Below are 13,256 nucleotides of genomic sequence, written 5' to 3'. Positions count from 1 at the left end.
ACGCTATTCGGTAGCATCGCTACATGGACGTCCGCCGACTCGACCTGCTCCGCGAACTCGCCGAGCGCGGCACCGTGCACGCCGTCGCCGAGGCCACACACCGCACCCCGTCCGCGGTCTCCCAACAGCTCAAGGTCCTCGAGCGCGAGGCCGGCCTGCCGCTCACCGAACGGCGTGGTCGCGGCCTCGTCCTCACCGACGCCGGCCGGGCACTCGCGGCCAGCGCCACAGACGTCGCCGTCGCGATCGAGCGGGCGACGAGCGTGTGGGACGAGTACCGCAACCGTCCGATCGGCACCGTCACGGTCGCGACCTTCCCCACCTTCGGGCAGATGGTCGTCCCCGCCGTGCTCCGCAGCCTCGAGGCGGTACCCGGCCTGCGGGTCGTCGTGAGCGACCGCGACCCCGACCTCGAGGACTTCCCCGATCTGGCGGCCGACTTCGACATCGTCATCGCGCAGGCGATCAGCGGCGAGCGCAACTGGGTCCGTCGCGGTCTCCGCATCACGCAGCTGCTCTCCGAGCCGCTCGACGTCGTACTGCCGGTCGGGCATCGCTTGAGCGGCCAGACCGTCCTGACCCCGGCGGACCTCGCGGACGAGTCCTGGATCGGCGTGCCGGTCGGCTATCCGCTCGACCGCCTGCTCCGCAGCATCGAGGCCGAATCGGGCGGCGAGCTCCGAGTGGTGCAGCGGGTGAGCGACAACCGCATCGCGGAGGCGATGGTCGCGGCGGGCCTCGGCATCGGGCTCCTCCCGCGGTACACGGCGAGCGGCCCGGAGCGCGGCATCGTCCTCCGTCCGCTCGCGGGGCTCGACGCGACCCGTCGGATCGTCGCACTGTCGCGTCCCGACCGCGCCGAACGCCTGGCGGTGCGGACCGTCCTCGACGCGATCCGTGTGGAGGCACAGTCGGTCGCCGCCTCGCACACCGCGCCGGAGCCCGAGGAACTCACCACGCCCCGCTGGGTGTGAGCTGGACCGTTCTCAGGAGTCCGTCGGTGCGCCGGTGGCGGCGACCGCGGATACCCCGCTCGAGTCCTGAGAACGGTCCCGGCGATGACGGTCAGCCCTCGGCCCGACCGACGCCGCTGCGCTCCCGGCGGTACCGCTGCACGCCGCGCCAGACCGCGACGCCGACGGCGATCACGACGCCCGCGATGACCACCTTCTGAAGGATGCCCGCGTACTCCTCGACGATGTGCCACTGCTCGCCGAGGAAGAAGCCGGCGAGGACGAAGATGGTGTTCCAGATGGCACTGCCCGCGAAGGTGAGCAGGGTGAACCGCAGGACCGGCATCCGTTCCACGCCGGCGGGGACGGAGATGAGACTCCGGAAGATCGGCAGCATCCGACCGAAGAACACCGCCTTCGAACCGTGCTTCTGGAACCAGGCCTCCACGCGGTCGACGTCCTCGACGTGCACGAGCGGCACGCGATCGGCGAGCCGTCGCATCCGGTCGCGTCCGAGCACCGCCCCGATCGCGTAGAGGGCCAGCGCACCGATCACGGAACCGGCCGTCGTCCAGATGAGGACCTCGACGAGACCGAGCTTGCCCTGACTGGCGGCGAATCCGGCGAGCGGCAGGATGATCTCGCTCGGCAACGGCGGGAAGAGGTTCTCGAGGGCGATGGCGAGGCCGGCTCCCGGACCACCCAACGTCTCCATGAGGTCGACCGCCCAGTCGGCGACCCCTCCGAGGGCGCTGTCCCCTCCGGTCGAGGCGGCGGACAGGCTGGACGTGGCGGCGGTGGACGTCGTCATACCCTCGACGCTACGCGACACCCGCTCGCCATCCCTGGGAACCTCCGCTCAATCCCCCACCCGTCGGTTCCACCGAACCGGCCCGTTCTCAGGACCGCTTCGGCGTGGCGAGCCTCACTCGGGGCGACACGCCGGAGGTCTCCTGAGAACGGAAACCGATAGCGTTGGGGCATGCGCATCGCCACCTGGAACGTCAACTCGATCCGTACCCGCGTCGGCCGCGTGGTCGACTGGCTCGTCCGTGAGGACGTCGACGTCCTCGCCATGCAGGAGCTCAAGTGCAAGCCCGAGCAGTTCCCGATGGAGGCCTTCACGAAGGCCGGCTACCAGGTGGAGCTCCACGGTCTCAGCCAGTGGAACGGCGTCGGCATCGCCAGCCGCCTCCCGATAGAGGACGTGCAGATCGGCTTCCCCGACATGCCGGGCTTCGGCAAGCCGCCGGCGAGCCTCGCGCTGGACGGTCCCGGATTCGACGCCGACGGCCTGCCGCTCGAAGCACGAGCCATCGGCGCGACGGTCGACGGCGTCCGCCTCTGGAGCCTGTACGTCCCGAACGGCCGCGCCGTCGGCGACCCGCACTACGACTACAAGCTCCGCTGGCTCGCCGCGCTCGAGGCAGACACCCGCTCCTGGCTCGCCGAGAACCCCGAACTGCCGCTCGCGCTCATGGGCGACTGGAACGTCGCCCCGCTCGACTCCGACGTCGGCGACCCGAGCTTCGGCCCTGGCTCGACCCACATCTCCGCGCCGGAGCGCGCCGCCCTCGCCGCCTTCGTCGACGCGGGACTGCAGGACACCGTCCGCCCGTTCGTCCCCGAGGGCTACACCTTCTGGGACTACAAGCAGCTCCGGTTCCCCCGCAACGAGGGCCTCCGCATCGACTTCATCTACGGCTCGCAGGCGTTCGCGGACCACGTCGTCGAGGCGTCGATCCACCGCAACGAGCGCAAAGGCGACAGTCCGAGCGACCACGTTCCCGTCGTCGTCGACCTCGACTTCACCCTGTCGGACGAAGAGGACGACGACTCACCGATGATCTTCGGCTGACACCGCTCCGCACCGCCCACAACTCCTGCTGTCGGAGCACGCCAGCGCTCAGCTGGGACCCCAGGCGCCAAGAACGAGCACTCAGCAGGAGTTGTGAACACGGCAGACGGCCTCGCCCGCGGACAGGCACCCGCTGGCCCCGCCTCACCCAACCGTCCGGCGCTCGACCGCCCGACCGTCCGAACCGTGTTCACAACTCCTGCAGGTCATGCCTCGGCGGCCCTGTCCGAGACCGGAGGCGGTAGCCGCCCCGATCGAGCAGGAGTTGTGAACGTCCCCCGATCAGGACGCGGGCGAGGAGACCCGGCGGCGGGAGAGGACCAGCGCGAGGGCACCGAGGGCGATCGCGCCACCACCCAGCCATGCGGGAGCGAGCGACGAGACGCCGGTGTCGGGCAGCCTGGCCGCAGCACCGGCCACCGGTTCGGCCATGACGACGCCGTCGGCACCGACGGTCACCTGACGCTGCAGGCTGTTCACACCGGTCTCCGCGTCCCAGGTGCCGACGTTCGCCGTCTGGACGGCGTAAAGCGGATTCGTCGCGACCGACTCGTGCGTGGCGGGCAGCGACAGCGCGGTGTCGTAACGACCGGCCGGGACGTCGGCGAGTGACGCCTGGAGCGTGACGGTCTCCCCCGCGCCCCAGGTGCGGGCGTCCGAGCCGAACGGGACGAGCACCGTGCGCTCGGCGTTCGACAGGACCAGGTAGGCGGGCCGGCTGTTGTACGGAGCCGCCCACCCGTCGTTCCGGACCGTCAGCGAGAGCGTGCCGTCCACGACCGAACTCTCGGTCATCACGAAGCGGTAGCCGAGTCGCTTCGCGGTGGTGTCGAGGTTCTCCTGGCCCCAGGACTGCAGGACGTCCTGCAGGTAGTCCCAGTTGAGGTAGCTGAAGTTGTAGCGTTCCATCTCGGCCGAGGCCGTCGCCCACTCCGAGCGCGGCGGGTTCACGTTGCAGGTCTCACCGCCCACCGGCACCCAGTCGCCCTCCTGTGCGAGGTAGTCCTGATCGAGCGAGATCGGGTCGGACAGGTACGTGCCCCAGTCGTCGGGCGCCGCGAGGAAGCAGTCGTTGTGGTGGCCGATGCGCGAGATGGCGCTGCCGTCGAACGCCTGCGCCTCGGTGATGGCCCCGGCGGTTCCGGACGGCACCCCGAGGATGTTCTGCTTCATGTTCATGGTCCGCACCTGGATGGAGCGGTCGGCGGGAACCGCCTCGAGGAGCGCCTCGACGACTGCGCGACGCTTCGCCCAGTCCTCGTCCGTGAGGACACCGGGGTTCGCCGGGTCCGCGGCGAAGTGGTCCGTGTAGTAGCCCTCGCCCCAGAGGCCGACGAAGCCGGCCTGCACGACCGAGATGACGTCGGCGTTGTCCTGGAAGATCGGTGTGAGCTGCTCGATGTGGGTGAGCACGATGTCGAGCGGTGCGTCGCCGTAGGGCGGTGTATAGGGCCAGTCACCGCCCGCCAGGTACGCGAAGCGGGGGATGATCGAGATGCCGGCGGCGCGAGCCGCGTCGAAGTCCGCCTGGACGAGCGCGAGCCAGGCGGGGTCGAGGGTCGGCTCGGCCACGAACCGTTCCATGTAGAAGACGCGGACGAGCTCGGTGATGCCCTCCTCGCGGTAGGCCGCCAGGGTGGCCACGTCGAGCGGCGTGTACCCCGGCCCGCCTTCGGTCCCCTCGGGGTAGTAGTGCGTGTTGTTCGTGTGGTCGAAGCCGCGCTCGGGATTCGCGATGATCGCATCGCTCGCCTCGTAGGCGACCGTGTCGGCCGGTGTCGGGGCAGGTGCCTGCGCCGCGGCGCTCAGCGGGGTGGCGACGACGATGCCGCACGCGGCGAGCACGGCGACGAGACGGAGACGACGGTTCACGGGAACTCCAACGGGGTCCGGTGGTGCACGGAAGAGGTTGCCCACATCCTGCTGAACCGACACCCGAGGTGCAAGGGAATGCTCGAAACCTGGTCGAAGTGATCACTATCGCTTAGCGATTCACCTCGGAACGCCGATCAGGTCGCCGCCCCCGCTCCCGCCTAAGACTTCGGTGCGCCCCCGCGCTTCCGCTTGTTCGCATCGATGGCGGGACGCTCCGCGACCACCGGCCAGGTGCCCGTGTGCCCCTCCCGTGCGGCCGCGGCTGCCAGGATTCGAGGCTTCGCCGCGAACCATCCGACGATGAGCAGCGGGATGAGGACGACGAGGGAGGCGAGGACCCAGCGGCCGGTCTCCGAGAAGCCCATGGTCACGAGGACGAAGGCGAGGAACGCCAAGGTCAGATACGACGTGAACGGCGCCCCGAACAGGCGGAACGACGGCCGCTCGACCTTGCCCTGCTTGGCCCAGCGCTGCAGCTGGATCTGGCAGAGGATGATCGTCGCCCACCCGCCGATGATGCCGATCGCCGAGATCTCGAGCACGATCTCGAATGCCTTCGACGGGACGAGCGCGTTGAGGCCGACACCCAGCAGGGTGAGTGCCGCCGTGAGCAGGATGCCGCCGAAGGGGACGCCGTTCTTGCTCATCTTGCCGGTGAAGGCGGGAGCCGAGCCGTTGACCGCCATGGAGCGCAGGATGCGGCCCGTCGAGTACAGACCGGCGTTGAGGCTCGACAGCGCTGCCGTCAGGACCACGAAGTTCATGACCGACGCCGAGATCGCCCCGGCCTGCTCCGACCCGATGTGCGAGAAGAAGGTGACGAACGGGCTCTCGCCGGCCTCGTAGGCCGTGTACGGCAGCAGGAGCGACAGCAGCAGCACCGAGCCGACGTAGAAGATCGCGATGCGGAAGATGACCGTGTTGACGGCCTTCGGCATGATCTTCTTCGGCTCCGCCGTCTCACCGGCAGCCGTACCTACGAGCTCGATGGCTGCGTAAGCGAAGACCACACCGGAGATCGCGATCATCGGGGCGAAGGCCCCGACCGGGAACAGCCCGCCGTTGTCGCCTATGACCGAGAATCCGACGGCGCCGATGTCGGTACGTCCGCCGAAGACGATGAAGCAGACGCCGACGATGAGGAAGATCACGAGCGCCGACACCTTGATGAGCGCGAACCAGAACTCCATCTCCCCGAACAGCTTGACGGAGACGAGGTTGAGCGCCAGCACGATGACGAGGGCACCGAGTGCGAAGACCCACTGCGGGAAGTCCTCGAGTTCCTTCCAACCGAACAGCTTGCCGAAGGTCTTGATGTAGAGCGCGGCCGCGGTGACGTCGACGATCGAGGTCATCGCCCAGTTGAGGAAGTACAACCACCCCGCGCCGAACGCCATCTTCTCGCCGTAGAACTCACGCGCGTAGGAGATGAACGAGCCCGAGGACGGGCGGTGGAGGACGAGTTCGCCCAGAGCGCGGAGGATGAGGAACGCGAAGAACCCGCAGAGCGCGTACACGAGGATGAGCGCCGGGCCGGAGCTGTTCAGACGCCCGCCCGCACCGAGGAAGAGCCCCGTGCCGATCGCGCCGCCGATCGCGATCATCTGGATCTGCCGCGGCTTGAGGGTCTTGTGGTATCCCTCCTCCTCACCGGAGAAGTCCTGCACGGCGAGCATCTCGTCGCCGACGGTCTCGCGGGATTCGGCCCAGTCTCCGGAGCGTACGTGTCGTGGGTTCGTGCCTTCGGTCATGTCGTCCCATCGGGTCGTGTCCGGTGGTGCTCCACCGGACTGGACGGTGGTATATCTCAGTCGCGCCCGCCCAAGAGTAGTCGCGAACGTTCGACTTTTCCGGCCATCGCTGTCCATTCTTCGGAGGACAGAGCTGTTCCGGATGGACCGGTTCCGGAGGTCAGGCGAGCAGGGCTGCGACGACGACGAGGACCGGTACGGAGAGGATCGTCGTCAGCAGGACGGTGTCGCGGGCGAGCGTGACGCCCTGCTCGTAGCGGCTGGCGAAGTTGTAGACGTTCTGGGCCGCCGGGAGGGCGGCGAGGACGACCGAGGCGAACAACGGCGTGCCACTCAGCCCGAACCCGAAGTGGGCGATGAGGTAGGCGAACCCGGGCATCACGACCGATTTGATCGCGGTCGCCACGAAGATCTCCCGACGTCCGCTGCCGGCCTGCAACGGCCGCATGCCGTGCATCGACATCCCGAACGCCATCAGGATGAGCGGCACCGCCGCGCCCCCGAGGAGTTCGAACGGGGCCATGACCGGCTCGGGCAGTGGGACGCCGAACAGGTTGAGCACGACGCCGACGATCGACGCAACGATCATCGGATTGCGGAAGGGTTGCGTCACGACACCGAGGAAGGAGACGGAGCCGCGCTGTCTGACATCGAGGATGGTGAGGGCGATCGGAGCGAAGACGAGCAGCTGCAGCAGGATGACCGGGGCGACGTAGCCGGCCTCACCGAGGACGTAGACCGCCACCGGGATGCCGATGTTGTTGGCGTTGACGTAACCCGAGCCGAGTGCGCCGATCGTCGCGACGGAGAGGTCCTTGCGCAGCCACACGGCGTTCAGCAGCACGAAGAGTGCGGCGGCCGACAGGGCACTCGCGAGGGCGACCCAGATGAAACTGCTGAACACCTCGTGCAGGTCGGCCGTGGCGAGCACGGTGAACAGCAGCGCCGGGTTGGTGACGAAGAACGCCACCCGGTTGAGCACATGCCCGGTCGTCGGGCCCCCGACCTCGAGACGCCCGGCGAGGTAGCCGACGAGGATGACGGTGCCGATGATCGCGAACCCCGTCAGCACTCCACCCATGCCGTCCAGCCTAGGTGCAGCCCGTCCACCGGCCCGGTCGAGCCGACGGTTGTGGAGCGGGCGGCCGGCGTGGAGAATCTGGGGAGGAGAGCCGGGCACCACCATCGCCCCGCGATCCGCTCCCACCAGGAGCCCGCACCAATCACCCACGAGGAGATCCGACGATGACGTCATTCGACCCGGTCGCGTCCAGCGACGCGATGCACAGCACCACCCTCCCCCACGAACGCCTGTCCATCAGCCGCGGCCCGCGCTCCGGGCTGACCATCAGCGTCGCCCTGCACTCCACCGCCCTGGGACCGGCCCTCGGCGGCGCGCGACTCTGGCGGTACGGGTCCTGGCTCGAGGCCGTCGACGACTCCCTCCGCCTCGCCGCGGGGATGACGATGAAGAACGCGGCCGCCGGTCTCGCGCACGGCGGCGGCAAGTCCGTCATCCACCTGCCCGTCGGGACGACCCTCGACCCCGCGGAGCGCCGCGACGCGATGCTCGACCTCGGCGACGCGGTCGAAGCACTCGGCGGCGCGTACCGCACCGCGGAGGACGTCGGCACGACCGCCGACGACATGGCCGTCGTCGCCGAGCGGACCGACCACGTCAGCGGGCTGCCGGCGGACCGCGGAGGTGTCGGCGAACCGAGCGAGGCTACGGCGGCCGGCGTGTACGCGGCCATCACCGCGACGCTCGAGACGGTCTTCGGCACACCGCTCGTCGCGGGCCACCGGGCGACGGTCTCCGGACTCGGCCAGGTCGGCGGCCGACTCGCCCGGCGCCTCGCGGCCGAGGGGGCACGCCTCATCGTCACCGACGTCGACCCACGCAAGCGCGCCCTCGCCGAGGAGATCGGCGCCAGCTGGATCGAAGCGGGCGACGAACACCTCGTCGAGACGGACCTCTTCGTGCCGTGCGGTGTCGGCGGTGCCCTGAACGCCCGGGTGATCGGCCAGCTGCGGTGTCGCGCCGTGGTCGGGGCGGCGAACAACCAGCTCGCCACCCGCGCCGACGCAGTGACCCTTGAGGAGCGCGGCATCCTGTGGGCGCCGGACTTCGTCGCGAACGCCGGCGGCGTGATCTACCTCGCCATGGCGTCCGAACCGGGCGCCGATGCCGCGGCCATCGAGCAGCGGGTGTCGGCGATCGGGCGGACCGTGCAGTCGATCTACCGGGACGCCGCTGCGGAGGGCGTCACGACGCTCGTCGCCGCCGAACGCCTCGCGATGGCCCGCATCGATGCGGCGGGCGGGGTCCTCACAGCGGTCTGAGGACGGCGAACGGCCCGTCCACCCGGAGCGGGTGGACGGGCCGTCGGTCGCCAGTGTCAGGCGACGTCGAGGGATCGCGTCAGAGCTTGACGACCATCTTCCCGGTGTTGGCACCGCGCATGAGGGCGAGGAACGCGTCGAGCGTGTGGTCGAGGCCCTCGTAGACGGTCTCGTCGAAGACGACGTCGCCGTTCTGCAACCACGCACCCATCTCACCGGAGAACGGCGGGAAGTGCTGCGTGTAGTTACCGACGGTGAAACCCGTGAGGGTGAGCCCCCGGGTCACGATGTTCGACAGGTTGCGCGGGCCCTCGGCACGCTCGGTGTCGTTGATCTGCGAGATGACGCCGCAGAGCGCTGCACGTCCGCCGTCGTTGAAGGCGTCGATCGCCGCTTCGAGGTGCTCGCCCCCGACGTTGTCGAAGTACACGTCGATGCCGTCGGGTGCCGCGGCCGCGAGCTGCTCGGTGACGGGGCCGTCCTTGTAGTTGAACGCGGCGTCGTAGCCGTACTTCTCCGTCAGCAGGGCGACCTTCTCGGCCGATCCGGCCGAACCGATGACGCGCTTCGCGCCCTTGAGACGGGCGATCTGGCCGACCATCGTGCCGACGGCACCTGCCGCACCGGAGACGAACACCGTGTCGCCCTCTCGGAACTTGGCGACCTCGAGCAGACCGACGTACGCGGTGAGGGCCGTCATGCCGAGGACGCCGAGGTAGGCGGACAGCGGGACGCCGGGGAGCTCGGGGACGACGCGGAACCCGCCGGCGTCCTCCTGGACGAGGTCGCGCCAGCCGAACTGGTGCAGGACGACGTCGCCGACGGAGAAGCCCTCGCCGGCCGACTCGACGACCCGGCCGATGGCTCCGCCGGTCATCGTCTCTCCGAGCTGGTACGGCGCGACGTAGGAGCGGGCGTCGTTCATACGACCGCGCATGTAGGGGTCGACCGAGAGGAAGAGGTTCTGGACCCGGAGCTGGCCGGGCGCGAGCTCCGGGAGCTCGACGGAGACGGTCCGGAAGTCGGACTCGGTCGGCCAACCGACCGGTCGCGAGACGAGCTGGATCTGGGTGCTGAGCGCGGGGGTGTTCATGTGGTGCCTTTCCTTGGTGCGGTGATTCGATGCATCGGTGGGTGGGCGCAGCACGTCGTCGGGTTGCGGACGGGGTGACGCCGGGGCGTCGGGATGGGAGGTGTCAGACGACCAGCGCGATGATGAGCGCGACGAGTCCGAGCAGCGGGGTGGTCCCCTGGACGATCGCGGCGCGTGCCTTCGTGCGGTCCGAGGTGATGAGGACGAGCGAGGCCAGGAGCATTGAGCCGGCCGAGGCGAAGACGAGGGCCGCGCCGATACCGGTCGAGCCGGTGATCAGGAAGACGATGCCGACGATCGTGCCGATCGCGAGGAACAGGTTGTAGAAGCCCTGGTTGTACGCCATCCCTCGGGTGGTCTCGGCCTCGAGCTCCGAGGTGCCGAAGGTCTTGCGGGTGGCCGGCTCGGTCCAGCGCAGCGACTCGAGCACGAAGATGTAGACGTGCAGGAGGGCGGCGATGCCGACGAGGACGAGACTGACGACGAGCATGGGACGGGCCTTCCGGGAGATCGGTGTCGAGTCGTCCGGGCGGAGCGACATTCTGTACCGATGGGTCTACTATAATAGTAGAACGCTCGGTACACAACCCACCCGTCCGGAGGGCCGGCCGAGCCAGGAGGAGGCACTCATGGGGCGCACGCAGGAGTTCGACACCGTCGCCGTCGTCCAGGCGGCGCGCGACGTCTTCTGGGACCGCGGGTACGAGGCGACCTCGCTCGCCGACCTCGAAGCGGCCACCGGTCTGCGACGGTCGAGCCTCTACCACGCCTTCGACAGCAAGCGCGGGCTGTTCGACGCCGCCGTGCAGGACTACCTCGACACCGTCATCCGACCGCGCCTCTCGGTCCTCGCGCGGGCGACGGACGGCAGAGCCGGGCTCACCACCTACTTCTCCGGCGTGCAGACGGTCATCGCGACCCTGCCCGACGACTCCCCCCGCCGCGGCTGCCTCCTCCTCAACAGCGCGGCCGGCCTCGCGGCCCATGACGATGCACTGCGCGAGGTCGTCGACGGCTACCGGGCCGAGCTCACCACCGCGGTCTCGGACGCCCTCGCCCTCGCCCGCCCCGAGGCGGACGCGGACGAACTCGCCGCGGCCGCCCGGCAGCTCACCTCGTTGTCGGTCAGCGCGCTGCTGCTCGCCCGGGTCAACCGGGAGGAGGCCGTCGCCATCCTCGACGTCGCCCTCGCGCAGGTCGGCAGCTGGTAGCGGACGCATAACACCGGAACCCTCCGGCTGTCACCGGCGGACGCCAATGTGACGCTCTGTTTCGGCGACCGGGAGTGACCCGTCACCCTCGCGTAGCATGGCGGGCACCCCACCCCTGGAGCCCGAGACCCATGACGAACGCCGCCCCAAGCCCGCTCGCCGCGAGCTCGCCCGTCACCCGCGACGCCGTCCACGGCGGCTCAGTGGATCGTGCCTCCACGGTCGCGTTCGCCGGGGTCGGCCGCACCTTCGCGAGCGGCGTCGGCAAACGTGCCGACGCCCCACGGCCCGTGCTGCGCGATGTCACGATCACCGCCGAGGCCGGTGAGGTCGTGGCGATCCTCGGCACAAGCGGCTGCGGCAAGTCCACCCTGCTGCGGATCGCGGCCGGTCTCGACCACCCGTCCGCCGGCTCCGTGCTCATCGACGGCACGCCCGTCGACGGCATCGACCCGCGCACGGCCTTCGGTTTCCAAGAGCCTCGACTCCTCCCCTGGCGCACCATCGCGGCGAACGTCGCGCTCGGTCTTCCCAAGCGGACACCCGCAGCCGAAGGACGTGCCCGCGTCGCCGAGCTGCTCGAACTCGTCGGGCTCGCGGACTTCGCCGAGCACCGCCCGCGGGAGGTCTCCGGCGGCATGGCGCAACGCGCCTCACTCGCCAGGGCCCTCGCTCGCCGGCCGGGCGTCCTGCTCCTGGACGAGCCGTTCGGCGCCCTCGACGCCCTCACCCGGCTGAAGATGCAGGACCTGCTGCTCGCCATCCACCTCGCCGCGCCCACGACCATCCTGCTCGTGACGCACGACGTCGACGAGGCCCTCCAGCTCGCCGACCGGGTCATCCTCCTGGGTCGCGAGGAGGGACAGCCCGGTTCGACCATCGCGCAGACCGTGACCGTCCCCGGCGACCGCCCGCGCGACCGCGGGTCGGCAGAGCTCGCCGAACTTCGCGGCCGTCTCCTCGACGGACTCGGCATCGACCGCCACGGTCTCGCCCGCGGCGACCAACGACTGCCGTCCATCCCGCACTTCCCGTACTGAGCCACCCACCACCTCCGCCGTCATCCCGCACCGATCCACAGCAAGGACCAACGCATGACCTCACGACGCCGCTTCACCATCTCCCGCGCCGGGCGCGCGGCCCTCGTCGCCGCGACCGCCGCCGCAGCACTCCTCCTCAGCGGCTGCGTGGCGGGCGAGAACGCTCCTGCAGCCGGCGGCGACAGCACCGCCGGTACCACCGAGGGCGGCACGCTCGACATCGACTTCGCGACCTACAACCCGCTCTCCCTCATCATCAAGGACCAGGGCTGGCTCGAGGACGCCCTCGACGACCAGGACATCACCGTCAACTGGGTCCAGTCGGCCGGCTCCAACAAGGCCAACGAGGCACTGCGGGCCGACGCGATCGACGTCGGGTCCACCGCTGGGTCCGCCGCGCTCCTGAACCGGGCGAACGGGTCGGCCATCCAGGCGATCGACGTCTTCTCGCAGCCCGAGTGGTCGGCGATCGTCGTCGGCCAGGGCTCGACGATCACCGACGTCGCCGAGCTCAAGGGCAAGAAGGTCGCCGCGACGAAGGGCACCGACCCCTACTTCTTCCTCCTGCAGGCGCTGGAGGAGGCCGGCCTGTCCGCCTCAGACGTCACGATCGAGAACCTCCAGCACGCCGACGGCTGGGCGGCCCTGCAGAACGGCTCCGTCGACGCCTGGGCCGGTCTCGACCCGATCATGGCCGGCGCCGAGGAGGCAGGCGCGAAGCTCATCTACCGCAACGTCGACTTCAACAGCTACGGCATCCTGGCCGCGACCGAGTCCTTCATCGACGAGCGTCCGGACGTCGCGCAGACCGTCGTGAACGCCTACGAGCACGCTCGTGAATGGGCCGCGTCGAACCCCGACGAGACGGCGCAGATCCTCGCGGACGCCGCGGGCCTCGACCTCGCCGTGGCGACGAAGGTGATCACGGAGCGCTCGAACCTCGACGTCGACCCGGCCCCGGGCGAGGCGCAGGAGCAGGTCCTGTCGATCATCGGCCCGATCTTCGTGGAGTCCGGCGACGTGGCCTCGCAGGACAAGGTCGACGACGCCCTGGCCGACCTCTTCAACCCGAGCTTCGTGGACGACGCGGACCCGTCCGCCATCGGCGCGAAGTAGTCCGGCCCCTGAACCG

Annotated in this window: 12 protein-coding genes; 6 read left to right on the top strand and 6 right to left on the bottom strand. The window is 69.8% G+C overall.

Annotation, left to right across the window (positions count from 1 at the left end; genetic code table 11):
- Positions 1-23 precede the first annotated feature (23 nt).
- Positions 24-974, top strand: coding sequence for a LysR family transcriptional regulator (locus tag A4X17_RS10065; RefSeq protein WP_064295534.1), 951 nt, complete (start codon positions 24-26; stop codon positions 972-974).
- Between the two features lie 91 nt (positions 975-1,065).
- Here the strand turns inward: A4X17_RS10065 and A4X17_RS10060 are convergent, their stop codons facing one another.
- The gene (locus A4X17_RS10060) at positions 1,066-1,764 is read right to left on the bottom strand and encodes a DedA family protein (RefSeq protein WP_064295533.1); all 699 of its coding nucleotides are present in this window, start codon (positions 1,762-1,764) and stop codon (positions 1,066-1,068) included.
- A 171-nt stretch (positions 1,765-1,935) separates the two neighbouring features.
- Between A4X17_RS10060 and A4X17_RS10055 the strand changes: the two genes are divergently transcribed.
- On the top strand, positions 1,936-2,811 hold the full coding sequence (locus A4X17_RS10055) for an exodeoxyribonuclease III (protein ID WP_064295532.1): 876 nt from the start codon (positions 1,936-1,938) through the stop codon (positions 2,809-2,811).
- Between the two features lie 282 nt (positions 2,812-3,093).
- On the opposite strand, the gene A4X17_RS10050 is transcribed toward A4X17_RS10055, so the two are convergent.
- From A4X17_RS10050 to A4X17_RS10040, 3 genes are all read right to left on the bottom strand, one after another.
- Positions 3,094-4,683 (bottom strand): DUF4832 domain-containing protein, encoded by a 1,590-nt coding sequence (locus tag A4X17_RS10050; protein WP_064295531.1) that lies wholly within the window; start codon positions 4,681-4,683, stop codon positions 3,094-3,096.
- Between the two features lie 161 nt (positions 4,684-4,844).
- Positions 4,845-6,437: an amino acid permease gene (locus tag A4X17_RS10045; RefSeq protein ID WP_064295530.1), complete on the bottom strand. Its 1,593-nt coding sequence runs from the start codon at positions 6,435-6,437 to the stop codon at positions 4,845-4,847.
- Positions 6,438-6,597: 160 nt separating this feature from the next.
- Positions 6,598-7,518: an AEC family transporter gene (locus A4X17_RS10040; protein WP_064295529.1), complete on the bottom strand. Its 921-nt coding sequence runs from the start codon at positions 7,516-7,518 to the stop codon at positions 6,598-6,600.
- 164 nt (positions 7,519-7,682) lie between these two features.
- Here A4X17_RS10040 and A4X17_RS10035 point away from each other — a divergent pair, with 164 nt between their 5' ends.
- Positions 7,683-8,780, top strand: coding sequence for a Glu/Leu/Phe/Val dehydrogenase family protein (locus tag A4X17_RS10035; RefSeq protein WP_082916080.1), 1,098 nt, complete (start codon positions 7,683-7,685; stop codon positions 8,778-8,780).
- 79 nt (positions 8,781-8,859) lie between these two features.
- Here the strand turns inward: A4X17_RS10035 and A4X17_RS10030 are convergent, their stop codons facing one another.
- Together A4X17_RS10030 and A4X17_RS10025 are read right to left on the bottom strand one after the other, a co-directional pair.
- Positions 8,860-9,873: an NADP-dependent oxidoreductase gene (locus A4X17_RS10030; protein ID WP_064295528.1), complete on the bottom strand. Its 1,014-nt coding sequence runs from the start codon at positions 9,871-9,873 to the stop codon at positions 8,860-8,862.
- A 103-nt stretch (positions 9,874-9,976) separates the two neighbouring features.
- A complete protein-coding gene (locus A4X17_RS10025) occupies positions 9,977-10,363 on the bottom strand; it encodes a DUF1304 domain-containing protein (RefSeq protein WP_064295565.1) in 387 nt (128 codons plus the stop codon).
- Here A4X17_RS10025 and A4X17_RS10020 point away from each other — a divergent pair.
- The 3 genes from A4X17_RS10020 to A4X17_RS10010 all read left to right on the top strand — a co-directional run bounded on the left by A4X17_RS10020 (position 10,362) and on the right by A4X17_RS10010 (position 13,240).
- Positions 10,362-11,084: a TetR/AcrR family transcriptional regulator gene (locus A4X17_RS10020; RefSeq protein ID WP_231884352.1), complete on the top strand. Its 723-nt coding sequence runs from the start codon at positions 10,362-10,364 to the stop codon at positions 11,082-11,084. The two genes, A4X17_RS10025 and A4X17_RS10020, sit on opposite strands and share 2 nt — an antisense overlap.
- A gap of 131 nt (positions 11,085-11,215) precedes the next feature.
- Positions 11,216-12,124 carry an ABC transporter ATP-binding protein gene (locus A4X17_RS10015; protein WP_082916079.1) on the top strand — a complete coding sequence of 303 codons (909 nt, stop codon included), beginning with the start codon at positions 11,216-11,218 and terminating at the stop codon, positions 12,122-12,124.
- Positions 12,125-12,178: 54 nt separating this feature from the next.
- Entirely contained in the window at positions 12,179-13,240 is a 1,062-nt protein-coding gene (locus tag A4X17_RS10010; protein WP_064295526.1) for an aliphatic sulfonate ABC transporter substrate-binding protein, read from the top strand.
- The last annotated feature ends 16 nt before the right edge of the window (positions 13,241-13,256 follow it).

It is taken from the genome of Plantibacter sp. H53, assembly GCF_001650455.1.
Taxonomy (GTDB): domain Bacteria; phylum Actinomycetota; class Actinomycetes; order Actinomycetales; family Microbacteriaceae; genus Plantibacter; species Plantibacter flavus_A.
The sequence above is the reverse complement of the archived record's forward strand: the minus strand, read 5'-3'. Positions and strand labels throughout refer to the sequence as shown.

Coding starts and splice junctions, on each gene's coding strand:
- A4X17_RS10035 (WP_082916080.1), top strand. CDS start 7,683: ATGACGTCATTCGACCCGGTCGCGTCCAGCGACGCGATGCACAGCACC.
- A4X17_RS10015 (WP_082916079.1), top strand. CDS start 11,216: ATGACGAACGCCGCCCCAAGCCCGCTCGCCGCGAGCTCGCCCGTCACC.
- A4X17_RS10025 (WP_064295565.1), bottom strand. CDS start 10,363: ATGCTCGTCGTCAGTCTCGTCCTCGTCGGCATCGCCGCCCTCCTGCAC.
- A4X17_RS10030 (WP_064295528.1), bottom strand. CDS start 9,873: ATGAACACCCCCGCGCTCAGCACCCAGATCCAGCTCGTCTCGCGACCG.
- A4X17_RS10045 (WP_064295530.1), bottom strand. CDS start 6,437: ATGACCGAAGGCACGAACCCACGACACGTACGCTCCGGAGACTGGGCC.
- A4X17_RS10065 (WP_064295534.1), top strand. CDS start 24: ATGGACGTCCGCCGACTCGACCTGCTCCGCGAACTCGCCGAGCGCGGC.
- A4X17_RS10020 (WP_231884352.1), top strand. CDS start 10,362: ATGGGACGGGCCTTCCGGGAGATCGGTGTCGAGTCGTCCGGGCGGAGC.
- A4X17_RS10040 (WP_064295529.1), bottom strand. CDS start 7,518: ATGGGTGGAGTGCTGACGGGGTTCGCGATCATCGGCACCGTCATCCTC.
- A4X17_RS10055 (WP_064295532.1), top strand. CDS start 1,936: ATGCGCATCGCCACCTGGAACGTCAACTCGATCCGTACCCGCGTCGGC.
- A4X17_RS10060 (WP_064295533.1), bottom strand. CDS start 1,764: ATGACGACGTCCACCGCCGCCACGTCCAGCCTGTCCGCCGCCTCGACC.
- A4X17_RS10010 (WP_064295526.1), top strand. CDS start 12,179: ATGACCTCACGACGCCGCTTCACCATCTCCCGCGCCGGGCGCGCGGCC.